This window comes from Psychroflexus curvus (assembly GCF_020164585.1).
Classification (GTDB): domain Bacteria; phylum Bacteroidota; class Bacteroidia; order Flavobacteriales; family Flavobacteriaceae; genus Psychroflexus; species Psychroflexus curvus.
The window spans coordinates 117,510-142,529 of the sequence record NZ_JAIQZF010000001.1 but is presented as its reverse complement, the minus strand read 5'-3'; the positions used below and the strand labels follow the sequence as shown (position 1 = coordinate 142,529).

Sequence of the window (25,020 nt, the reverse complement as noted above, 5' to 3'; positions counted from 1 at the left end):
ATAACTGGATTCAAGTACTTAGTGTATTGTATTTTAGAATAGTTGGTCTGGATTTACAAGATCATTTAAATTTTCTCTTAAATCTTTATCTAATAAACTTAACCCATATTGATAAGACGCATTCATCCACCCAAAACCAGATGGGGTGATGTAATCAAATTCTGTCCCTACATTTCCATATTCTGCATAAACTTTATGAGTTCGATTTACAACATCATATTTCTCGGGAATAGTTCCATTATATTCAGTCGCATTTTTGGTAATCATCCATAACCATCGGTAAATAAATTCTTGAGCCACTTCATCATAGCCGTAATTCATAAGGCCTTTCCAGATCAACATCTGGTGAGGGGCCCAGCCGTTTGGATAATCCCACTGACGCGCTACATCGCTAGTGGCAAATCTTTCAACTGATGCTTTTGAAGACGATAATACACCTCCTTTAGCTTTTAAAGTTTCAAGAAGTCGATTTTTAAGGTGTTCTGCCTGTTCTTCTGAAGCTAATTCTGCCCAAAGAGGGTAATAATTTGTAGCCGATTCATAAACTAAAGGTTCTTGAGTTTGAATATTATAATCGTAAAAGGAATTATTAGCTTCATTCCAAAGGAATTTATTTACCAATTCTTTTCTTCTATCAGCTTTATCAAGCCAATACACAGAATTAAAGCTTTGGTTGTTATATTCAAATGAATTGTCAAAATAAGTTCTGATAAGATAAGCAAAGTCATTTTCATATTTATATAAAAGACTGTTCAGCGCAACCGTATTAAGATCAGCACAAACACCATCTAAGCGCCATGTAGTATCATGACCGCTCTCTCTAAGACTTCTATCGTGAAGAAAGTACTCGTCTAATTCTTTGCTGTTTATATTTTGATTTTGATAGGCTTTAATAAACTCATCTAAAGGCATATCATATGTATCTGCAAAAGGCTGAAGCTGTTCATCAAAATGACCAGGCTCAGTTTCGGGCGGAATCCCAATGCCTTCAGCATAATATCTATTTAAACCGTTTTCTGTCAATTTTTCATCTTTTACCATCCAGACCTCGAAATATTCTTTCATGGCAGCTTTGATCATTTTTCTTAACCAGGCCTTATTATTTTGATTTAAACTTTCATAAGTCTCAGTTATGAAAGAAGTTAGGAAAGGTGGTTGACTTCTCGTAAGATAATAACTCCGATTTGCATTTAAGATTTTTCCATAATGTTCTATTTGATAAGCAAAGTTTTCTACCATGGCTTTAGATAAGTCTTCTCTTCCATCGATATTAAGCCCAACTCCCTCAAAATAAGAATCCCAACCGTACATTTCGTTAAATCGACCACCAGGTACTACAAATGGAAGACCTTTGCCATCTTCAATTTTAAGACTCAAAATACCTGGTTTGTCGTTAATCGATTTGACATATTCTGGTGAAATATTTTCAGGTAAAATGACGACTTTAAAATTCTCAAAATCAGTTTCCAAATTTTTAAAATAAGCAATCCCAACAGAATCGGTAGAAGGAACGTATAATCTTCTCATTAAACTGTCTGAAGCTTTTGTGTCTGTCAATATATTTTCCAACCCTTCTCGGTCAACTCTTCGTGTAAGATTATCCCAATATTTTGTTTTAATCAAACGGGATAGACGGTCTGCTGGTTGTTCCTTAACGCGTTGAATATCAATCTGAATTTTAGACAAACCTTTGTTCTTAGCTATGGCTAATTCTTGAAGCAAATTTGACAAGTAATAAGTGCTCTCTATTAGGACTTCTTCACCATCTGTTGTTTGCACAACAAACGACTTATCACCAGTATCTTCTATTGTGATTTTTTTATCATTATCGGTATCTTCATCGTTTTCCAAAGCCGATAAGGTTTGCTCAACATTGACGTTTAAAACTTCATGATCATTGTTATTCTGGCAACTAACTAAGACCAGGATAAAGATTATATAATTAAGGTTTATTTTTTTCATGGCACAAAAATTAATTGAGTTCTTTTAACGGCATATACACTTCTGTTTTCCATAACCTGTCATCTCCCCCCTGCATAGGGTTATTATAAAAAACTTCTACAGGTGTTTTATCTACTTCTATAGAGTTTTCTTTAGCGTATTTCAGCAAGGCATACCACGCCCTATCAGAAGAAATATAGTTTCCGTGATAAGTAGCTTTGATTGATTTTTGACCATCAAGATTTTTAAATTTAACAGAAGGATGTTCCGGCAATGAATCTTGCTTCACTATTGGGAAGCAGAAATTATAGTGAATACTGTCTGTTTCAATGTCCCAATCAACTATTTCAATTATAGGGCTGCCATTCAGTTTTATTCCACTTTCAAGAAGAACTGAACTCAATAAACCATAGTTTGACATCATGCCTTTCGCCTTTTGGAATTGTTTTGCTTTTACAGGAATATAAGCACAATAGGTAGATGGTGACTTGCTCTCACCATCAATTTTTATATCATGAGCTTTTAAATGATCTTCTAAAACTTTAATGAAACTCTGAATCTTTAGTTTTGATTTTTTGCTAACGTCTGTGGTTTGAAATAAATCTAAAAATCTTGATTTAAAATTACTTTTAGTATCGAGAATTCCAATACTTACTTCTGTTATCGAATCATTTACGGGTGAAAACTTCCAATTATAGATATGAGATGTGTTCTCAAAATCAATGCGCTGTTTAATTGAATTTATGGATTTACTCTCTATAATCTCAGAATCTTTAAGGCTAATTGACCAAGCTTTTACAGTTTGATTAATTGTACCTGGGAGTGTTTTATAATCAAAAGTTACTGTATCCTCATAAGGCTTAAAAAAATACCAGGAAGCACTTAAAATAAAAACGGCTGCCACACCATATAAAATTAGTTTTGAAAACTTATTATTCATTAGACATATTCAATTTATCAATCATAAAATCACCTAAATCATTTCCTTGTTTTGCTCCCACTTCTATGGCAGAACGAAAATGAATACCACCATACAATCTACTTATGGTGGCTTCTTGTGCTGCTGCCTCAAAAGATTTAAAACTTCTTACTGGAAGTCCAAATTCAACCTCTGTATTATCATCAAACTGAAAGTCTTTGCCGAAAATTGAAGTTAATACCGTTGAAGCTGCATTTGAAACAACCGAGTGTCCACTTGTATATTCAGGAAAAGGAGGTGTCTGAAGGATAGGTTTCCAATTATCATTAAAATGCTTATTGATAAGCGTTTCTGGACGTACCAATTTACTTCTATATTTTTCATCCCAGCAGCTTATGAAGGCGTCAAAAATAGCTATGGAAGTTTTCGTGTAAGCAAAAATGGTTTCTGATACGTTAAAATCACTTTTTTTACTGGCAATTTTAGTGATTCCAATCCAGTGCGCACCTGGTGTGATTTTTTTTGTTGCAAACATTAAATGGCCTCTTGTAACCGAAACGTAGGGATTGCAATCCCAAAACTGAGCTATAGCTATTTCTTCAGAAGTATCACCTTTTTCCGTAATCGCATTACTCACATCATAAACTTCTTTCAATTCTTTATAAAACTTACTATCCTTTTTCATAGAAAAATTTGGTGGTGGAATAGGTTTAAACTGACTTGCAGAATCGAGGAGGAAAGGTCTAATTTTATTCCAATGGGGCTCTATACCATTCATATAGGCTGGAGGCGTAGGTTGCCACTTAGACATGTCTTCTGTGTTTATGGTATATTTAGACATGGTCCGGGTTTGCTTGTAGTTATCTTTACTCATCCACTCGCTAAAATGCTCCGAGACTTCTAAAGCATAAGCTTTGGAAGCATCAAAAACAACAGGATTTTTATTTTCCCAAACCTGGTAAAGACTGTCTCTATAGGAGATCATCTTGTCTTCAGAAAAAATCAACTTTCTGCTTAAATCTATATGAGTGATAAGCGCCGCTAAGTCGTAGTTTAAGTTTTTATCAGATTTCGGTCTGGGTATTTCCTTTAGTTGGCTAACCTGGCCACTTAAAGAGTTGTATTTACCATCCCTTAAAGCAATAATTTCATAAGCTGCAATATTAGGATAAGCAAAAACCCGGCTTGCTACAGGTGGAGAAAAAATATCATGAATCATGATACCAACAACTTTATCTACTGAATTGTGAAAATGGTCTGGTGTTATAACAATAGGCTCATCATTTTTACACGAACTAAGCAATGCAAAAACAGCTATATATATACATCTTTTCATCATTTTAGTAGTTTTCATCATTAATTTGAATTTCGTAAACCTCATTTCTGGCGTTATGTATAGTAACTAGTAAAAAAGGTTGATTTTTTAAGTAAATTATGCTTAAATCTCTAATCTCTTTTTTAGCAAAATCTATACCTAAGCCAGATCCCAATTTTATAGTTTTTTCGTCAATGATTAATGCTCCAGAAAAAGCATCTAATCTTCCATGAAAAGGAGTTAATCCAAAATAATTACCTCCGGCCAGTATGGCCTCTCTATCGTTATTTTCAAACTTGAAATTTAAAAACGTTGTAATGGGTGCAACTTGTAAATCAGTTTTGAAAGGGATAAATTTAAAATTTCCATCTGTGTTTTCTAAATAACCAGATTTTAATTGATTTACTTCCAAAACTTTTGCCTTATCCAGCATTTCCTTATCTAAAACATTTTCTATTGGCTGTCCTGCAAAAGATTTGTAAGATGTGAATTTTTTCCTCAAAAACACCAATTGACTTGCCAAATTATCTAGACCCAAAACAGGATAATAAGATTTGTCTTTCTCTATACATACTATTGTTTCTGTAGTACCATTATCATCAAAATCTGAATAATACAGTTTCATAGGGTATTTTTCTGCGGCCTTAAATTTTGTATTTATTCCCCAATTTCCAAGTAAATAATCTGTATCCCCATCATTATCTATATCAAAAGGGTGTATAGCTTGCCATAAACCATTTAAGTTTTCGACTAAATCAACTTCATCAAAATGATCTCCGCTATTTTTAAAGAACTTTGGAGACATCCATTCACCAACGAGGATTAAGTCAGTTAAACCATCGTCGTCAAAATCGCTCCAAATAGCATCTGTTATCATTCCTGCATTCTCAAAAGGATTTGGTTCTAATAATGAAAACTCACCCTTGGTATTTATCAATACATAAGATGCCGGTATATTTCCAAAATCATTGCTGATCGTGGAGTTACCTACAAAGATGTCCAAATCACCGTCATTATCAAAATCAAATGGCTTTATGACTGAGGCATTTTGAAAATAGTCAGGCAAATCTTTAGACTTAAATGTTCCTTCTTTTTGCACATAATAACTGTCTGCCAGCTGACTTGAAGTGCCGGAAAAATCTGCACCTCCAGTACCTACAAACAGGTCGTTTTTGCCATTACCAGTAAAATCTGCTATGGCAGCAGAAACGTCTTCTTTGATGGAATCTTTAGAAATTGATAAAAAACTGTAAGGCTCGTAAGTGGAATCTTTTTGGAGGAAAACTTTAGAAGTTCTGTATTTGGAACCACCAAAAAAAACATCGCTTTTTCCATCGCCATCTAAATCTCCTATTGCAACAGCAGGTCCTTTATTAGAAACCTGATACGGTATTAATTTTTGCCTCATAAAATCGATATAATTATCTTCTTCATGAGTAAAGTCTATGCCTAAGTTATCCTCAACTTTTTTAAACAGCTTTTGTTTTGATTTTTTATAAATTATAGGTTGAGTGTCAGTAGGTTTTACGACTATAGTTTGGTTAGTAGAAACATTTTTCTGGATTTGAAAGCTTTGGTCTGGCCAAACAATTTTTAAAGAATCAATAGTTTTAAGAGTATCAAATCCAAAGTGTATGATAGGTTCTGATGAAGATTGGAAGCCTCTTGAAGTATAGTTTTCCTTAAATTGGAGTTGATTGTTGTAATAAGCATATACTTTTGCTCCAATAGCAAATGAATTAGGGTTTAAATATTCAAGTTTGATTTTTAGATAATTTGATTTCGAATTTGTTTGGTTCTCTAAAACTGTAACTTCTTCATTTAAATTACTCACTACAAGATCTAAATCGCCATCATTATCCAAATCTCCCATAGCTGAAGCTGTAGAAGCAGTTAATTTATTTTCTGAAATCCAGGACTCCGAAGTATTCTCAAACTTTAAATTTCCCTTACCCTTAAACATATAATTAGATGCTTTGCCAGATGGCATTTTAGAAAGGGCTTCATTGTCTACCAAATTTGTTTTACTTATTTTTTCTTTAATTTGTTCGTTTGATACAAAATTTATATAATCCAAATCATTTGGACGTCTTAAAATTCCATTGGTTATAAAAAGGTCTTGTTCTCCATCTTGATTAAAATCAGCAAATAAAGCACTCCAGCTCCAGTCTGTAGAAGCCACTCCACTTAACAGTCCAACTTCTTTAAAATTATTATCAGCTTGATTGATTTGCAGCATATTTCTAGAATATTGATAGTAATATCCAAAATTTTTGATGCGTATTTTTTCAACCTGATAATCCTCGTCATCCAAAGATGATTTCACAATTTCTTCCTCTTCTGCGAGCATATCCAGAGTAAACAAGTCTGATAAGCCGTCATGATTGATGTCAGCTGCATCAATACCCATTGTAAAACGAGAAGTGTGACCGAAGTAGGAGGTCAATTCATTAGAAAATGTACCATCCCCATTATTTATATAGTAGTAATCATCTTCATGAAAATCATTCCCCACATAAATATCCGGATATCCATCCTGATTAAAGTCTGCAACCGAAATTCCTAATCCGTAACCATTGGCTCCCCCATAAATTCCAGCTTCTTCACTAACATCTATAAACTTACCATTATCATTCCTCATAAGTTTATCCCCGGTCTGATCATTGCGCTTGTTTCTCAAATTTGAATTGCCAAATGATTCTGAAGTATGAACAGCATGATTGAGCAGGTACATATCCAAGTCTCCGTCTAAATCATAATCAAAAAAAACAGCAGTAGAACTAAAAGAATCAAAATCCAAACCAAATTCTGACGCTGACTCCGTAAAAGTACCATCTCCATTGTTAATGAACAATTCGTTATGCCCTCTAAAGCCATTGATTCCGACCACTGCACAAACGTAAATATCGAGAAAGCCATCACCATTGACATCTGCCATTACAACACCAGTATTCCAAGAGCTATTCCCTTCAATATTTGCAGTTTTGGAAATATCTTCGAATTTTAAATTTCCTTGATTGAGGTATAATTTGTTTTTTACCTGGTTTCCAGAAAAGAAAATATCAGGCAACCCGTCATTATTAATATCACCAATAGCCACACCTCCTCCATTATAGAAGTACATATAGTCAAGAATATTGACGTCCTGAGTTTCAGTAATTTGATTTACAAAAGAAATGTTTGTTCTCTCAGAAGAGGCATTTTTAAAAACAAAATCCTCTTTTTGCTGACAAGAAAAGAGAAAAAACAAAGCCAATACCAGACCGAAATTATTTTTTGAGCTCAAATATTTTAGGTTTTTCATTATTAATTACAACTATAATATACGTTTCACCATCTTTCCCTTTAATTTTTTGAATGTGTTTTATTTCATTTTTTACAAAAAAACCAGAGGTTGAATAATCTTGCCATTCAAAATTATTCTCTTTTTTATTTAAAAACAAAGACCCATAGTTAGCATCCAGCCTGGAAAATTGAGGTTTAAATTCAAAATCATTACCTCCCATTAGAATGTCTTCAAAACCATCTTTATTGACGTCTAACGTAATGATACTATTTACAGAAGAAAACTGAGCTCTTGGCGGCATTTCTTTAATGTCAAAATTACCGTCTCCATTATTTATAGCTACTGCAGATTCTGAAATATTTACTTTTTTAACCAATGTATTTTTTATGGTTTCTTCTGAAAAAAGCTCTTGGATAGTTTTTTGTGCATATTCTGAGGCTTTTATGTTTTGCTTTTTTAAAGACACTATCTGCCCGGTCAGTTCTTTTTTCATGTGAAGTGGATAATCTCCACCATTAATATGTCTTGTAAGAATTTGTTCTATAGTGCCATTATTATCAAAATCATTTACCCACATTTTCATGGGTTGGTCTTCATTAGCTTTATAGAGTGTATTGCTGCCCTGGTTACCTAAAATCAAATCTATATCACCGTCATTGTCAATATCTGTAGCTGTAACAGTATTCCACCAGCCTTGATAATCATCCAAATCTGTAGTTAATTTAGTTAAGCCCCGACCTGAGTTTTTATAAATATTCACCCCTCCCCAGTCTGAAACTGTTATTAAGTCTTTCTTTTGATCACCATCCATATCTTCCCAGATGGCATGAGTAATCATACCAGCATCTTTTACATCGAAAGCATAACGCTCTGTTACATCTTCGAATTTCCCGTCGCCTGTGTTTTCAAGAAATAAATGATTTGGATTGATGCCATAAGTACCTACTACACTTCTTGAACCTATAAAAACGTCCATATCCCCATCACCATCAAAATCGTATGGAGCTATAGTTGAAATATTGTCATTGGTAAAAGGTAAATCCATACTCGATTTTGTAAAACGACCCTTGCCGTCATTTAGATATAATCTTACCTTATAATCTTCCTGCTTACCGACTTCATTACCACTATTACCGACCATCAAATCTAAATCTCCATCATTATCTACATCAAAAAAAGCCGCGGCGGTATCCTCTAATTCTGCATCTTTTAAAAATAAATCTGAATTCGATTTTACCAATTCTCCCTTGCCTTTATTTAAATATAAGACAGCTCTTTGATTTTTACCTCCACCTATAAAAACATCCTCATAACCATTGTTATTAACATCTGCAGTGGCTAGGGCTGGTCCTTCCTGAGATATTTTTTTAGTAATAAGTCCTTCATAATCAAAATCTGAATAATTGTTTTCTATATGTGAAGTTAAATTACTTGGAACCTCTTCAAAAAAAGTTGACTTGGCTGTTGTCGTGTTTATTTTGTAATCCCGAACGGCATCTGCCTGTTTTAAACTGAGCTCTTGGTTGGTTTCTACATTGGTCAAAAGTTGCGTTTTATCATTTGGCCAAATCACCCGAAGTGAATCAATGCTTTTGAGTTCTCCCAAACCAATAGTCATTATATAATCCATAGAAGATTGAAAACCTCTGGATGGCATCTGGTCTTGTGTATATATCAAATCCTTTGCATAAATTTTGACAGAAGCCCCTATGGCAAAAGTGTTTTTTTCTCCGCCCTGAAGTTTGATGCGCAAATGATGATTTGTAGTGAGAGAATCTGTTCTGTTTTCATAAATAAAAGAAGGCATGTTTACATTATTCACCACCAAATCTAAATCACCATCGTTATCTAAATCAGCGTAAGCTGCACCATTTGAAAAACTTGGTTTGCCAAGCCCCCACTTATCAGCTTGATTGCTAAAGGTGAGATCTTTATTATTCTGATAGGCAAAATTGGGTTGTGGACGCTGTGGCATTTTGTCAATAATAGAATCTATCGCCTGTTTTTTTCCTGTTAATGCCATTTTCTGAATAATTTCATTGGCGAAAAAGTCTACAAAATCTAAATCGGTTAAGTCGTGATTAATTCCGTTGGTAACGAAAATATCCTTATAACCATCGTTATCCATATCAAACATCAATCCAGCCCAGCTCCAGTCAGTTTTGGAAACTCCACTATAATTGGCAATTTCTGAAAATGTATTGTTGCCATTATTAAGTTGCAAAGTATTTTGAATGTATTGCTGATAGAAGTCTTTACTCTGTTTCAGTTTAAAGACATTATAGCCTTCAAATTCCATGACAGATTTAATGCGTTGGTCTTCTTCCGGCAGCATGTCTGTAATGAAAATGTCTGAATATCCGTCATTATTTATATCTGCAATATCTATACCCATAGCAGATAAGGAAAGATGAGACATCCAGTTTTTTATGTCTTCAGTAAAGGTTCCATCCTGATTATTAATATACAAGTAGTCTCGCTCATAAAAATCGTTGGATATATAAATGTCCGGATATAAATCATTATTTATATCAGTAACCATCACTCCCAATCCAAATCCTATCAGACTACCGTAAATCCCGGCTTCTTCACTTACATCTACAAATTTACCATTATCATTTCTTAACAGCATATCTCCTACTCCCCTAAAAATATGAGGTACGTTTTCCCAATCCTGTGCTCTTTTATCTCTTTGGTGAGCATATCCAAGACTACTAACAGGTATATTACTATTATTTAATATGTACGCATCCAAATCTCCATCCTTATCATAATCAAAAAATGTTGCATGTGTAGAAAATCCAGTTTTGGCTAGATTATATTTATCGGCTTGTTCTGTAAAAGTGAGATCTCCATTGTTGATATACAAGTCGTTATCATGATTATTTCCTTGCATATTACCTGCATTACTCACATATATATCAAGTAAACCATCGTTATTAATATCAACCATTGTAACTCCCGTGGACCATGGCTTGTTGCCTTCAATACCAGCAGATGAAGAAATATCCTCAAACTTTAAATTCCCTTTATTTAAGTACAGTTTGTTAACCCCCATATTGGCGGTAAAATAAATATCTGGTAAACCATCATTATTAATATCTCCAATGGCTACTCCCCCTCCATTATAAAAATTACGGTATTTAAAAATATTGAAGTCTTTTTGATTGACTACCTTATTGAAAAAATCTACTCCTGTACTATCTGGATTTAAGAGTTTAAAGAGCGTATTTTCATCAACTTCCCCTGGCAGTTTAGAGTTATCTTTTGTGTCACAAGACATCAAAAAACCAATAGCCAGGAAAGTAAAAAACCTCAAAATCATATGATATTTCTTTATAATAATTATACCAATCAATATATGTAAATTTATTCTACAACAAGCGAATAACTAATTTTATCAATACAAAAAGGGGAGTATAGATATACACCCCTTTTCTATAAATAGCATCAGTATATTACAAGTTACTAATAGCCTGGATTTTGCACTAAATTAGGATTCAAAATAACTTGGGTTGCAGGTATTGGAAATAATTCACGATCCGGATTACCAATTGCACCGGGATCTTTAAACTCCCAATCTCTTGTATATTCTCCAAAACGAATCAAGTCATTCCTTCTCCAGAATTCAGTATATAACTCTCTACCTCTTTCTTCTAATAACTCTTTCTCCGTAACATTAGCAAGCGGTGAAGCATCTCGAAGAGTTCTTAAATTATTTATCATTCCAGTTATATCCTGACCAGATCTTAACATAGCTTCTGCTTTCATAAGGTAAGCGTCAGAATATCTGAAAAATATATGATGCTCTTTAAAAGCTCCATATCTAGGATTATACTTTATAAGCCTAATTCCCGAAACCTCACTGTTATCGGTTAAACTAGGAGCGTTGGTTGCAGAATTTGTAAAATCTCTTGTAAAAGCTAAAGGTGCACCACCTCTATCTTCAAGAGGAGTCCCATCTGTAGCATACTGTTGTCCTATAAGGAAGCCGTTACCTACATTTGAACCATCCACATAGCCATCACCATTATCGTCACCATTGAGCAACGGATCTGAAGCTTCACCAACAGGAATACCCATTGGAGGAACACCCCCTCTTCTTTCTTCTTGCCCGTCTATTGGGTTTCCATCGGCATCTAATCTGTTTTGTGTGGGATCACCTTCATATAAATCATAATACTCTGCTAAGGTAGAAAATCCGTTCCATCCACCTCCACCTAACTCGGTTGAATTATAATGAAGTGTGCTGAAGATTTTTGGTCCAACACTAGCTGGAATGTACCAAATAGTTTCAGAATCTGCACTAGAATTGAAAATGTCAAAATAACCATCCTGCAATTCGTAACCACTTGCAGAAATTTGATCGACTAAGTCAATCACTTTACCCATATCTGCATTATCAACAGATGTATTAGTGAAAATATGCTTATTGAGCAACACTTTAGCTAACAGAAACCTGGCAGCTGTTTTTGAAGCAGTACTATTATCGTTCCCTGCTGGAGAATCTTCCAGATTGGAAATTGCCACATTTAGATCCTCAACGATAAAATTCACAGCATCCATTTCCGTAAGAACTACTGGATCTACCGAAGGCAGAGCTTCAGTATCTCTATAAGGAACCTGACCATAATTATCTAATATGATATACATAGAAAGAGCCCTTAAGAAATGAGCTTGTGCCTTTACTTGGGGAGAAGATGATGAACGTTCATCTATAACCTCACTAGCTGAAAGTTGTAGCTGATTCCACTGATTCCACGTGTTAGTTACAAATCGATGATCTGGTGTCCATGAGTGCTGATGCAACTGTCTCCAAAGACCGTTATCACCCCAGTCAGACCCTCTGGTTGGTATTAACAACGCATCAGAAGTCACTTCAGTTAATGAATATAAATTTTCTTGTGTGCTTATAGCACCGACTAAGCTATTATACATATCATTTAAAGAACTACTTGCTTCTTCTGCAGATAGGCCGTCAAAACCAGACGTAAGAATTGAGTCGGTCTCTTCTATTTCCAAATCTGTACATGAAAATAGCACAGCAAACATCATTAAAAAGATTGCTGAGAATTTAATTTTTTTCTTCATATAATTCATAATTTTTCTGTTTTTAAAATTTTGCATTTAAACCAAAAGTCACAGTTCTAGGTCTTGGGAACGAAGTATAATCTATTCCTGCACTTGGAATACCGCTTCCTAAACTCCCTGTACTAGAGGATACTTCCGGGTCTAAACCACTATACCCTGTTATCAAAAATACATTCTGGCCATTCAAAGAAAATCTTAAAGATTTTAAAATACTATCTTCACTCATAGGGACATTATAACCAAGAGATAAATTTTGCAGCCTTACAAAATCTCCTTTTTCTAAATAGAGTGTTGATACTCCCGAAGAAACATTCTCTAAGCCCTCAGGTGTAACATTTCTAGAAGTTTCAAATGCCGTTCTATTTAAAAATGCATTTGCGGTGTTATTATATACATAAAAACCAAATTGACCAGCAAAGAACGCAGAAGCATCAAAATTACCAAAAGAATAATTTAATGAAAGACCTGTAGTTATGTCTGGTAAAGCATCTTTATCGACGAACCCTTTATCATCTAATGAAAAATTAGGAACTCCATTAGCGTCTTCTGAATATTCTGCCATGTAATAAGAGAATAAAGAACGTCCTTCTCCTAATCGCTGTACAAATGCATTTGTTAAGCCTGGACCGTTTACGGCACCAAAATCAGCAACAGTACCATTCAAGCCTTCTACAGTGTTATCGTTGTATGCGATATTGAAGTCTATAGAAAACTTAGATTTTTCAGTATAAATAAAGTCATATCCTAAACTTAATTCAACCCCTTTATTAATTACTTTACCATCATCTAAATTTTTAAACACAAAAGGATCAAATGCCGGAGCAGCAGCTGCTTGTCTAAACAAAAGATCACTGGTTTCTTTTTTGTATAAATCTAAAGAACCTCTTAGCCTATCAAAATCATAACCGAAATCTAAACCTATATTAAAATCTAGTGTTGATTCCCATTTTAATTCTTCATTCTGAACTGCTACAGTCGCTAAACCTGGTCTATTGATATTTCCTGAATCCTGAATGCCTGGTCCTCTAAAACGTGATCTTTTCAAATAATTAGCATAACCCAATCCTGCCTGATTTCCTGTAATACCAGCACTGGTTCTTAATTTTAAAGTTGAAATATTTTCTCCGATAAAATCTTCTTCAGAAATTTTCCATGCAAAAGCAGCAGAAGGGAAAATACCATATCTGTTATCACTACCAAAACGAGATGATCCATCTGCTCTTACAGTTGCCGTAAATAAATATTTATTATTCAACGAATAATTAGCTCTTCCAAAAAACGACTGTAATTCATCTGTATTATCGAAAGTATCTACCCATAACGAACCAAAAGGCTCTGAATAAGATGGAAGTTCATCTGTATCATTAAGTGGAAATAATCTATTGACAAAACTTCCATCTGGATCATACCCAAATTGCTGGTAGGACCCAGTAATCGAAGACTGAAGATTTCTTACACTCTCACTTAAGTTTGAATTATTGCCTAATTGCCATCCCTGGGAATTTAAACCTTGACGTCTAAAATCCTGAAAAGAATAACCAACAATCAAATCAATACTGGAATTATCAAATTGCTTTTTATAATTAAGTGTACTTTCTAAAAGCTTACTGGTAGCCTCTAATGTATTGAATGATGCTTGGCCATTTCCAGTAAGTCTACCGTTATTCTGATAGTCAGCTGTTACAACAGAATTAGCTTCTGAATCAGATTTATCATAACCTAAGTTTACCTTAGCGGATAAATTACTAGTAATTTTATACTCAAAAGAACCATTAAGAAGCGCTCTATCTGTATTTGTAGTAGCATTATAATTTGCTAACATATTTGCAGGGTTTAATCTATTCCCGTCTACAAAAAATTCAGAATCATTTGGCCAGGTAGGAGGAGCTGAATATGCAGCACCTATAATATTACCACTAGCACCAGCTTCACTACTTATAAGTGGTACTTCGTCATTTACTCTTGAAAGGGAAGACTGAACTCTAACTGTAAGTTTATCATCAAAAAAGCGTTGTGTTAGGTTAATTCTTCCTACAATACGCTCTTGCCCTGATTGTTCTAAAACACCTTCTTGATTGGCGTGAGAAAAACTCGCTCTCAAATTCCCACTGCTATAGGCTCTAGAATAAGTTAAGTTGTTATTAGTGGAGACCGAAGTTCTAGTAATAACATCTTGCCAATCTGTATCAGCTCCAGTATCATCAAAACCTGGAACTGGATTTCCAGTTACTTCATTAAAATTAGTCTTATATTCATTAGCATTAAACAAGTCATATTCACTTGCTGGACTCGAAATACTTACATCAGATGAAAATCCAAAAACTCCTCCTTTACCTGATTTACCGGTTTTTGTAGTCACAATCACTACACCATTAGCTCCTCTGGAACCGTATATAGCAGTTGCAGATGCATCTTTCAAAACAGATATGCTTTCAATGTCATTAGGATTAATAAAGCTTAACGGATTCCTTGCAGAATCACCGCCGTCTACAATACCTCCAGCAGAAGGGGTTGTAGATTCATCTGATAGCGGTATACCATCAACTACAAACAAGGGATTGTTATTGGATCTAATAGAATTTGACCCTCTAATTCTTATAGCAGCACCAGCTCCAGGTTCACCACTGGACAATGAAATCTGTACACCAGCAGTTTTACCTTGTATTAATTGTTCTGGTGATGAAATAACACCGCTGTTAAATTCATCAGAAGTTACAGACGATACCGAGCCTGTGGCATCCTTTACGGTAGTGGTACCATACCCAATAACAACAACTTCTTCAAGCTTAGCTGTATCTTCTTCTAAAGTTACATTGATGGTTGTTTGTCCGTCAACAACTACCTCTTTGGTTTGGAACCCAACATATTTAAAAATTAATGTAGCGCCCTCAGGGACTTGGATAGTATAGTCACCGTTAAAACCTGTAACAGTTCCATTTGATGTGCCTTTTTCTATGATATTGACTCCAGGTACAGGGCCAAGATCATCAGACACCACACCGGAAACAGTGACTTGAGAAAAACCCGTAAAACTCAACATCATAGCGAGTATTAAAACGGGATAGTTAAATAACATTTTTTTCATAGTGTTAAAATTTAAGGTTGTTTATTGTTAATAAGATTAAAATTAGCTTTGGGTTTAAAATTTCATTGAGCGATGTTTACGAACCTTCTAAATAATAATGTATCAAAACCTGTTAGTATAAATTATTATTAAACCCAAAATCTAAAACGATATCGTAATTATAAAACTTAATTAAATCCAAATATATTTATTTCATTATGATAATTTCTTAAAACATCTATTTTTTTTTTTTTTTAGATTTTACACAACTAAAAATTCAATTTCACCTTTTTTGTTAAAAAATTTTTTAAAAAAATAAGAATATAAGTTTCTTCTTCTGTTTTTTATTTTAAGACTTGTAAATATATAATTTAAATTCATGTGAAACCAAGTTTTTATTTTGTAAATAATTGATTTTCAATATTATACATATTATAAGTTATTTTTTTGTAATCTATGATTTCATTATTTAACATTTAAAGCACCAGGTCGATTCTGATTTTTATGGTTACTAAACGATTGAAATAACTATTAAAATCAAGCTCCTTTCTACCTTTACTTGCATGAAGGTTTGGATTAACTGGGTTAACATCAAGCCCGTTTCCAATAGAAAACACTTCAAAAACCTCATTATTTCTTCATTTATCTTAAGGAAATAGCATCAATCCAAGATTTATTTGCATAATATTTACAAATGATTTCTCCGAAAACTATATCGTTTTAGCTTAAATTTTTTGATGACAATTTGACCACATGCATATATAAAGGATATACTCCTTTCCATATCATGAATCTCATAATGTCTTATGTTGATTCTATAATTTAAGGTTTTAGCGATTGAGATTTGACTGGTATTAAGTTAAGTAGGTGTTTAGAAAACCTACCTGTGTATTCATCGAACACACAGGCTGAACCCAGAAAGAGATATCAAATTATTTCGAAGGTTTTTTATCTGCCTTAAAATTTCAGATACACTTGATGAATATCACCTTTTAGGAAAGTTCGTATTAAATTCAACAAACCTATAAAAGAGCAAGGTAAACGCCTATGTTTACTTTAAGAGAAAAGATTTAAATCAAAGCTCGCATTTTCTTGGTTAGAGTTAGGTTAAATCAGTAAGGGGTTAATTTGTTCAAATAGAAAACTCCCCATTATTTTCTAATGGGGAGTTGAAATTATACGGTCTGTATATTTATTATTATGGTTTTAAAACCACTCTAAACCTTGATTTATTAGTGATCATTCTGTCGTAGGCTTCTTTTACATCATCCAGGCTGTATTCTTCAATCATAGGCCTGGTATCAAATAAAGCACTAAAATTTAAGGTGTCTTCAGAATCTGTTGGAGTTCCACTTGGCCAGCCAGCCACAGATTTTCTTCCCATCAGCATTTCCATAGGGTTTACTTCCACAGGTTCTGGTGTTGCTCCTACCATCAACAATTTACCGTCTATACCCAGGCCACCCACGACCGATGTCATCGCTTTGCCACTTGGCGCAGTTCCCAATATCAATTTGGCTCCGCCCAATTCTTGAAGTTTCTTTGCGGCATCTTCAGATTTCGCATTGATGAAATGATGTGCGCCAAGTTTTATTGCTAAGTCTTTTTTATCGTCACTTGTGGAAATGGCAACCGTTTTCATACCCATTTTGTGAGCATATTGGATCGCTAAATGTCCAAGCCCGCCAATACCCTGAACAGCAACCAGGTCACCTGCTGTAATACCAGAGTTTCTCATCGCATTAAACACAGTAATACCTGCACATAAAAGCGGTGCAGCCTCTTCAGATTTTAAGTCATCAGGGACAGCTACCAAAGCTTCCTGAGGGGCACACATATATTCTGCGTAACCACCATCGTAAGATATACCACTTACTTTGGCATTCTCACAAGCAATAAAATCACCTCTTCGACAAGGCTCACATTCAAAACAATGTCCACCATGCCAGCCAACACCTACTCGCTGATCTTTACTCCACATGTTTACATTTTCTCCAAGAGCCTCAACAGTACCTATAACTTCATGTCCGGGAACCCTTGGATATTCCAAACCTGGAAAAGTACCATCTTTAACAAATGCATCTGAATGACAAATACCACAAGCCTGTACTTTGATTAAAACTTCACTGGCTTTTGGAGTGGGTATATCTAAATCTACAATATGAAACTCTCCTTCTGCTTCTTTAATTTGTGCTGCTTTCATGTTTGTTTGATATTATAATTAGTATTAAATGTTCTTAAATGTTTAAACGGAATGTCTGAGACGTCTTAAGCCGGAACAATTATTCTTCAGAAAGACCAGCTACTTCTTTTAAAGTAACCTGTTTGTTGTCGATGTCTTCGTTTCCAAAACTATTCAGGATATAATTCATCACATCGGCCACTTCTCTGTCTGTTAACCCCATCGAAGTCATGTTGTTATTGTAAGTTATTCCATTGACTTCAATTTCTCCATTTAAGCCATATTTTACGGCTTTTATACTTTCAGTTCTCTTATCTGAAAGCCAGTCGGATCCTTCCAATGGCGGGTAAATTCCTTCAACTCCTTCACCCTGGGGTAAATGGCAACGCATACAAAAATCAGAATAAATTGCCTTCCCATCTTTTATGCTTTGCTGAAGTTCTTTATCCTGTGAAATTGGTTCATATACAAAAGAGGTCTCGTTTTGTTTGTTTTCCAGGATAAAACTCAGGAAAAAAATAACTGGAATAAAAAAAAGTTTCATAGTTAAGATTTTGGAAGCATTTTCACTACACCAACTCCTTCTACACCCACGTAAATAAATCCATCAGGACTTTGTTCAACACTTCTTATTCTCCCGATTTTATCCAATAATTTTTCTCTCTTTTGAACACCATTTTCGTCTATGGCTAAATGCTCTAGATATTGAAATTTCAAAGATCCGGCTAAAATGTTTCCTTTTAACTCTGGATATTTATCTGAAGTAACAAACGTCATTCCGCTTGGAGCGATGGAAGGCACCCAATAGTAAAAGGGCTGTTCCATTCCCGCCATAGAAGTTTCATCTGTAAATTCTGTTCCGTCGTAATTAATACCATAACTTATAATAGGCCATCCGTAATTGGCTCCTTTTTTTATAATATTGATTTCATCGCCACCTCTAGGGCCGTGTTCGTGGACCCAAATTTCACCAGTTTTCGGATGTATTTCCATTCCCTGTGGATTTCTATGACCGTAAGAATACATGGCTTTTTTTGAATTTTCAAGCATATAAAATGGATTGTCTTCTGGTATAGACCCATCATCATGAAATCTATAAATCTTACCACCATCCCGGGTTATATCTTGAGGATTAACTTCTCTAGCACCTCTTTCTCCAATAGACATGTATAGATAACCATCTCTATCAAATTCTAATCGACTACCAAAATGAACGCCTTTGGTTGTATTGGGAGAAGCTTTGTAAAGTGTTTCCAAATCGGTCATTTGTCCATTTATAAATTTCGCTCTCACTAAAGCCGTATGGCCACCTTCTTCTTCACCTTCTGTTGAGGCGTGCGTCATATAAACCCAAGGTTTTTTAGGATAATCTGGATGAATTTTCACATCCAGCAAACCTCCCTGACCTCTGTTATACACATTAGGAATATCTGCTACTTTGGTAGTGGTGCCATTTTTATGATAAAACACTTGACCTTCTTTGGAGGTTGCTAGAAAGCTTCCGTCCTTAAAGAAATCCATTCCCCAGGCTATATCGATGTCATCAATGACGACTTCGTGCTCGTAATCGTTTTCTAAAGTTTGGATAGTTGTATCTTCCTGTGCACAGGCCAGGAAACCAATACAAAATAGGCTTAAGGTAATTGCTTTAGTATTCATTTCGTTATAATTTTCTACTAATTTCTAAAATTGGTTTATAACGAAGCCTATATTATGAAAATTTTATTTTTTGGACTCTAATAATTCGATTTTATCTTGAAGTTCTCTGATGGTTTGTTCCTGATCATCTATGATTTTTTTACTATTGAAGTAAAGAAAGACTGCTAATAAAGCACTTAGAACGAATAGGTATAGGTATAAATTTTTGGCCATTAAACTTCTATTTGGAGGTTATCATAAGCTAAATATATTCCTTTAGGAAGTTCTTCTTGGACGTCTTCATGAAATCCCATATGATGGCTTATGTGGGTGAAATATGCTTTCTCAGGCTTTAAATAGTTAACGACATCAATGGCCTGGTCAAGGTTGAGATGCGATCTGTGCTCTTCTTTTCTAAGAGCATTAAGCACCAGAGTTTTCACCCCTTTAAGTTTATCGAGCTCTTTATCAGGAATCACTTTCGCGTCGGTCACATAGGCGAAATCACCAAATCTAAATCCATAAACCTGTAACTCTGGATGGTAAACGTTGACGGGAACAACTTCTTTATTTCCTATTATGAATGGTGAGTCATCAATGATATTTGTATCTAAAGTCGGTGCACCGGGATATTTGTTTTTAGTTTCAAACACATATTGAAACCTGTGTTTTAAACTCTCCAGGACTCTTTTATGGCTATATGTTGAAATATTTCCCTGTCTAAAATAAAAGGGACGAATATCGTCCAAACCTACCACATGGTCGTTGTGCTCATGAGTATATAAGATACCATCAATTTTTTTCACATGATTAGCTAGCATTTGCTGTCTAAAGTCAGGACCACAATCGATGACATACGTGTAATCTTCCCATTCTAACAGGACCGATACCCGCAGTCTTTTATCTTTTGGGTCTTTACTTAAACAAACAGGATGGTCGCTCCCTATGATTGGCACCCCTTGTGATGTTCCTGTTCCTAAAAATGTTACCTTCAAAACGTTATTTTTGATACAAAACTATTGTTTTTTTTCTTTAAGCTATGACTATTAGTTACATTTGTTTAGAGTTTAATCACTGTTTAAGATTTCACAAAAATATAGCTTATGTCGATAACAATAATGGGTGACAAAGATTTTGAAAGCGCACCTTCCATCAAAGACAAATCCCTAAGAATCAACCTCAACGAAAATATATATGGCACCTTTGCAGAAATAGGTGCCGGGCAGGAAACAGTAAGAAATTTCTTTAGAGCTGGCGGATCCTCTGGAACCATCGCTAAAACCATGAGTGCTTACGATAAAGACTTCAGTGATGCCATTTATGGCATTGAAGAGGACAGGCGTTATGTCACTGAAAGCAGACTTCAAAAAATGCTGAATCATGAGACAAAACTCATAGAAGAGAGAATTTCAAGAAACAAGCATCCTAATAAGTTGTTCTTTACTTACGCAAATACTGTAGCAACAATTGATTTTGCGAAGCGTTACAAAGGCCATGGCTGGGTAGGAATAAAATACCAGCTAAAGCCAAAATCTGAGTATAATAAAATCTCCCTACATATTCGCTTTAAAGAGAATGACGCAAGGCTACAGCAAAATACATTAGGAATATTAGGTACCAACCTGATTTATGCTGCTTACTATGCTCATAACAATCCTAAACAAATACTCAACGAACTCTACGATCACCTGCATAAAGATCAGATTGAAATTGATACTATCAATTTTTCCGGTCCTATATTTAAAGACGTTGATAACCGATTGATGAGTTTACAATTGGTTAAAAACGGCATGACAGAAGCAGTTATGTTTGCTCCAGATGGCAATAACATCCTACCTGCAAAAGCGCTTTACAAGAAAAACATTCTTGCTTTGAGAGGAAGTTTTAGACCAGTAACTAAAGTAAATATGGATATCTACGATACTGCTTTAGAATTGTTTGAAAAAGAGAAAAAGGTTAAAAAAGAAAATATTCAACCTGTGTTTGAAATCACACTATCCAATTTGAGATCTGAAGGGGAAATCAATGAAGAGGATTTTATGGACAGAGCCAAACTGCTTTGCGCTTTGGGTCATACAGTCATGATTTCAAATTTTCAGGAATATTATAAACTTGTTGAATATTTTTCAAACTATACCAAGGAAAGAATGGGCCTTGCCATGGGGGTAAATAACCTTATTGATGTATTTGACGAAAAATACTACAGACATCTCAGCGGTGGCATTCTTGAAGCCTTTGGTAAATTATTCTTTAAAGATTTGAGAGTTTACCTCTATCCTTATAAAGATCCTAAAACAGGAAAAGTGACGACTAGCGATAACTTGAAAGTTCATCCTAGAATGAAGGAATTATATAAATTCTTTAAATATAACGGCCGAGTAGTCGACATTGAAGACTATAACGAAGACATATTAGGTTATTTCTCCAGAGAGATTTTACAGAAAATTTCCAATGGTGAAGATGGCTGGCAAGAAGCACTACCAGAGAAAACAGCCAGAATGATAGAAGAACAAAATCTTTTCCAAAGAGAATACAAAAGAGAATCTGAAGAAATAGGATATTAAAGGTTCCATAGTAATTTAATGAAACTGTCTCAAAACCTATCTTATTGTCAGTCTGTCCTGAGGTCTCGGAATGCTTCAGCATCTTAAATAATTGACAATCAAATTACATTTAGACTTTGCAACAAGTTCAATTTGACAATTCAAATGTTTTGAGACAGCTTCTTTTTATGTGTTTTTCCAGAAATAAGGTGTGAAAAGTATAAGGACGGTGAAGAGTTCTAGCCTGCCAATCAGCATAAGGAAGGAACTCCAAAATTTACCAAAAACGGTTAGCGAAGCATAATTTTCAACAGGCCCGAAATCCCCAAATGAAGGCCCTACATTCCCTAAAGAACCAGCTGAAGCTCCAATCGCAGATTCAAAATCTAAGCCTGTTCCTGCAAATACTACAGCTCCTAAAATAAATGATAAGGAATACAAAATAAAAAAGCCCAGGATGTTGTAAACGATTTTTTGATCTACAGATGCACCTTTATACCGAACTGGCAAAATAGCATTGGGATGTAATATTCTTCTGAATTCCTGAAACCCGTTTTTTATCATGATTAAATGCCTGACCACTTTAACCCCACCAGAAGTGGACCCTGCTGAACCCCCAAGGAAAAAGAGACCAAAAAATAACATAGTAATCAATGGTGTCCACAAGGTATAATCTGCTGTCACAAATCCTGTAGTCGTAATTATGGATAAAACCTGAAATAACCCATGTCTGAAAGCACTTTCTACCTCACCCAGAACCATCGGGTAGTCTATACTTGCTATGCCTGGGTCTGATAAAAAGTAGACAGAAAGCGACGTAATAAATGTAAATATTGCAATGAAGAAGAAGTACCACTTAAATTCTTCATTGTTCAAAACATTATTTATTTTTCCTTTAAAAGCAAAATAGCTTACTACAAAATTAGTTCCGGCCAGGAACATAAATAAAATGATTATGTATTGTATAACTGGTGAATCATTCCAATAAGCTAGACTAGCATTTTTAGTTGAAAATCCGCCAGAAGCTATTGTACTTAAAGAATGATTAATTGAATCAAACCAGTTCATTCCTGCAACTTTTAGTAAAATAGCTTCAGAAACTGTATAACCCAAATATATTAACCACAAACGTTTTGCTGTATCTGCTATTTTTGGCTTGACTTTATCGGCACTAGGTCCTGGAGATTCTGCAGAAAATAACTGCATACCTCCTATTCCTAAAAAGGGCAAAATAGCAACTGCTAGAACAATAATTCCCATACCACCTATCCAATGTGTAAAACTTCTCCAAAGCAAAATACCTTCAGGCAAAGACTCTATATCATTTAAAATTGTAGCGCCAGTAGTAGTGAAACCCGACATGGTTTCAAAAAAACTGTTTTCTACACCGATGATTTCACCAGAAATTACATAAGGAAGCATACCGCTTAATACCATAAATAACCAACCCAGACTCACGATAAGATAGCCTTCTTTTTGGGTAATATCTTTGTCGTGATTTCTTGTCAAGAACATAGCAGAAAGTCCCACAGATATTGAAATTAAAGCAGAAACAGCTATATCCAGGGCGACTGATTCTCCAATGACCCAGCTGTACATGGAAGGAATGAGCATAAATCCTCCATTGAAGAGAAGAAGGATACCCATGACATGAGCTATTATTTTTAAATTTAAATTTGACACTAGCAAAACAAATTTTCTACACTCTTTATTGATTTTGGGAGCGTACAAACAACAATCCTATCCCCTTCTCTAATTTTAAAATCTCCAAGAGCGATAATACCTTTTCCGTCTCTTATAACGCCACCAACTACTGCCGTTCTGGGAAAATCAATATCTACAATTCTACTGTTGGTAGCTTTCGAACCTGCTTTTACAACAAACTCAAGCAATTCTGCATTCATATTATTGAGCTTTGTCATCGCAACTACTTCTCCTTTTCTTAAATACCTAAAGATACTATTGGCTGCCAATAATTTTTTATTGACTAAAGAATGAATCCCGATGGTATGACTCAAATGAAAATAATCCATATTTTCAACCAAAGCTATAGTTTTACGCACACCTTTTGAATTGGCTACCAGACAACTGATGATGTTCGTTTCAGAATCCTCGGTAACAGACACAAAAGCATCCATTTTACTGATGTTCTCTTCTTTTAGAATTTCAACATCTCTACCGTCAGCATTTATAACCAGGGCGTTGGGCAGAATATTGGCTAAATCAACTGCTTTTTTATGGTTTTTCTCAATTAGTTTAACTGAATAATTTTGTTTACTAAGATCTTTTGCTAGGGTCCTGCCTATATTACTACCTCCAAGAATCATCACTTTTTTGATGGCACGTTTTACTGCACCTGTCAATTTATACAATTCTTCAACACCTTCAGAATCTGTGATAAAATAGACTCTATCTCCTCTTATAAATTTAGTATCCCCTCTTGGTATAATCGTCAATTGAGTACCATAACGCTGAAGAGCAATGGGAACAAAATGCAAACCCGGAAAAATATCTGCCGCCTCCTGAACGGTGTTACCCACAAACGGTGCTTTAGATCTTAACGTGAGCCCAATCATGGTTAAAGCCCCCTCGTCAAACTTAAATGTATCTGTAAATGCAGATTGATTCAAAAGCATTTTCACTTCATTGGCAGCTAGTGCTTCAGGTGATATCATCTCATCAATACCCAGCGACTTCATATCTATTTCATCTTCTGTATCTAACAGTTCCTGATCAGAAACCCTAGCAACAGTCCTGCCTGCTCCCATCTGCTTGGCGAATACACACACAGAAATATTGATAGACTGACTGGAGGTTACAGCAATAAGCATGTCTGCATTTGCTACATTCGCTTCTTTTAATGTGCTTGGTAAAGTGGCATCCCCTAATAATATTTTAATATCCAAGTGTTTATTGGCGTATTCAAGCCTTTCTTCATCCAGATCTAGTAAGGTAATAGCGTGAGATTCGTAGGAGAAAAGTTTGGCTAAGTGAAAACCAACTTCTCCTGAACCTGCAATGATTATTTTCATAAGGACAAA

15 protein-coding genes are annotated in these 25,020 nt (G+C 34.9%); 1 reads left to right on the top strand and 14 read right to left on the bottom strand.

Going from position 1 to position 25,020, the window contains the following annotated elements:
* Positions 1 to 33: 33 nt before the first annotated feature.
* From LB450_RS00575 to LB450_RS00520, 12 genes are all read right to left on the bottom strand, one after another.
* Positions 34 to 1,962, bottom strand: a complete 1,929-nt coding sequence (locus tag LB450_RS00575) for a trehalase family glycosidase (RefSeq protein WP_224485874.1) — start codon at positions 1,960 to 1,962, stop codon at positions 34 to 36.
* A gap of 10 nt (positions 1,963 to 1,972) precedes the next feature.
* Positions 1,973 to 2,881, bottom strand: coding sequence for a GyrI-like domain-containing protein (locus tag LB450_RS00570; protein ID WP_224485873.1), 909 nt, complete (start codon positions 2,879 to 2,881; stop codon positions 1,973 to 1,975).
* A complete protein-coding gene (locus LB450_RS00565; protein WP_407692569.1) occupies positions 2,874 to 4,199 on the bottom strand; it encodes a vanadium-dependent haloperoxidase in 1,326 nt (441 codons plus the stop codon). Before LB450_RS00565 ends, LB450_RS00570 begins: the two co-directional genes overlap by 8 nt.
* A 1-nt stretch (position 4,200) precedes the next feature.
* Positions 4,201 to 7,479 (bottom strand): VCBS repeat-containing protein, encoded by a 3,279-nt coding sequence (locus tag LB450_RS00560; protein WP_224485871.1) that lies wholly within the window; start codon positions 7,477 to 7,479, stop codon positions 4,201 to 4,203.
* Positions 7,445 to 10,786, bottom strand: coding sequence for a VCBS repeat-containing protein (locus LB450_RS00555; protein WP_224485870.1), 3,342 nt, complete (start codon positions 10,784 to 10,786; stop codon positions 7,445 to 7,447). The genes LB450_RS00560 and LB450_RS00555 overlap by 35 nt, the downstream gene beginning before the upstream one ends.
* A 143-nt stretch (positions 10,787 to 10,929) precedes the next feature.
* Positions 10,930 to 12,552, bottom strand: coding sequence for a RagB/SusD family nutrient uptake outer membrane protein (locus tag LB450_RS00550; RefSeq protein ID WP_224485869.1), 1,623 nt, complete (start codon positions 12,550 to 12,552; stop codon positions 10,930 to 10,932).
* A 22-nt stretch (positions 12,553 to 12,574) separates the two neighbouring features.
* A complete protein-coding gene (locus LB450_RS00545) occupies positions 12,575 to 15,637 on the bottom strand; it encodes a SusC/RagA family TonB-linked outer membrane protein (RefSeq protein WP_224485868.1) in 3,063 nt (1,020 codons plus the stop codon).
* A gap of 1,177 nt (positions 15,638 to 16,814) precedes the next feature.
* Positions 16,815 to 17,819, bottom strand: a complete 1,005-nt coding sequence (locus tag LB450_RS00540) for an alcohol dehydrogenase (RefSeq protein ID WP_224485867.1) — start codon at positions 17,817 to 17,819, stop codon at positions 16,815 to 16,817.
* A gap of 79 nt (positions 17,820 to 17,898) precedes the next feature.
* Positions 17,899 to 18,342, bottom strand: a complete 444-nt coding sequence (locus LB450_RS00535; protein WP_224485865.1) for a c-type cytochrome — start codon at positions 18,340 to 18,342, stop codon at positions 17,899 to 17,901.
* Between the two features lie 2 nt (positions 18,343 to 18,344).
* Positions 18,345 to 19,457, bottom strand: coding sequence for a PQQ-dependent sugar dehydrogenase (locus tag LB450_RS00530; RefSeq protein WP_224485864.1), 1,113 nt, complete (start codon positions 19,455 to 19,457; stop codon positions 18,345 to 18,347).
* Between the two features lie 63 nt (positions 19,458 to 19,520).
* Positions 19,521 to 19,670, bottom strand: a complete 150-nt coding sequence (locus LB450_RS00525) for a hypothetical protein (protein WP_224485862.1) — start codon at positions 19,668 to 19,670, stop codon at positions 19,521 to 19,523.
* Positions 19,670 to 20,431, bottom strand: a complete 762-nt coding sequence (locus tag LB450_RS00520) for an MBL fold metallo-hydrolase (RefSeq protein WP_224485860.1) — start codon at positions 20,429 to 20,431, stop codon at positions 19,670 to 19,672. Before LB450_RS00520 ends, LB450_RS00525 begins: the two co-directional genes overlap by 1 nt.
* 108 nt (positions 20,432 to 20,539) lie before the next feature.
* On the opposite strand from LB450_RS00520, the gene LB450_RS00515 reads away from it, so the two are divergent.
* Positions 20,540 to 22,000: a TonB-dependent receptor gene (locus tag LB450_RS00515; RefSeq protein ID WP_224485859.1), complete on the top strand. Its 1,461-nt coding sequence runs from the start codon at positions 20,540 to 20,542 to the stop codon at positions 21,998 to 22,000.
* Between the two features lie 165 nt (positions 22,001 to 22,165).
* On the opposite strand, the gene LB450_RS00510 is transcribed toward LB450_RS00515, so the two are convergent.
* Entirely contained in the window at positions 22,166 to 23,626 is a 1,461-nt protein-coding gene (locus tag LB450_RS00510) for a TrkH family potassium uptake protein (RefSeq protein WP_224486218.1), read from the bottom strand.
* 35 nt (positions 23,627 to 23,661) lie between these two features.
* The gene (gene trkA, locus LB450_RS00505) at positions 23,662 to 25,011 is read right to left on the bottom strand and encodes a Trk system potassium transporter TrkA (RefSeq protein ID WP_224485857.1); all 1,350 of its coding nucleotides are present in this window, start codon (positions 25,009 to 25,011) and stop codon (positions 23,662 to 23,664) included.
* Positions 25,012 to 25,020 lie beyond the last annotated feature (9 nt).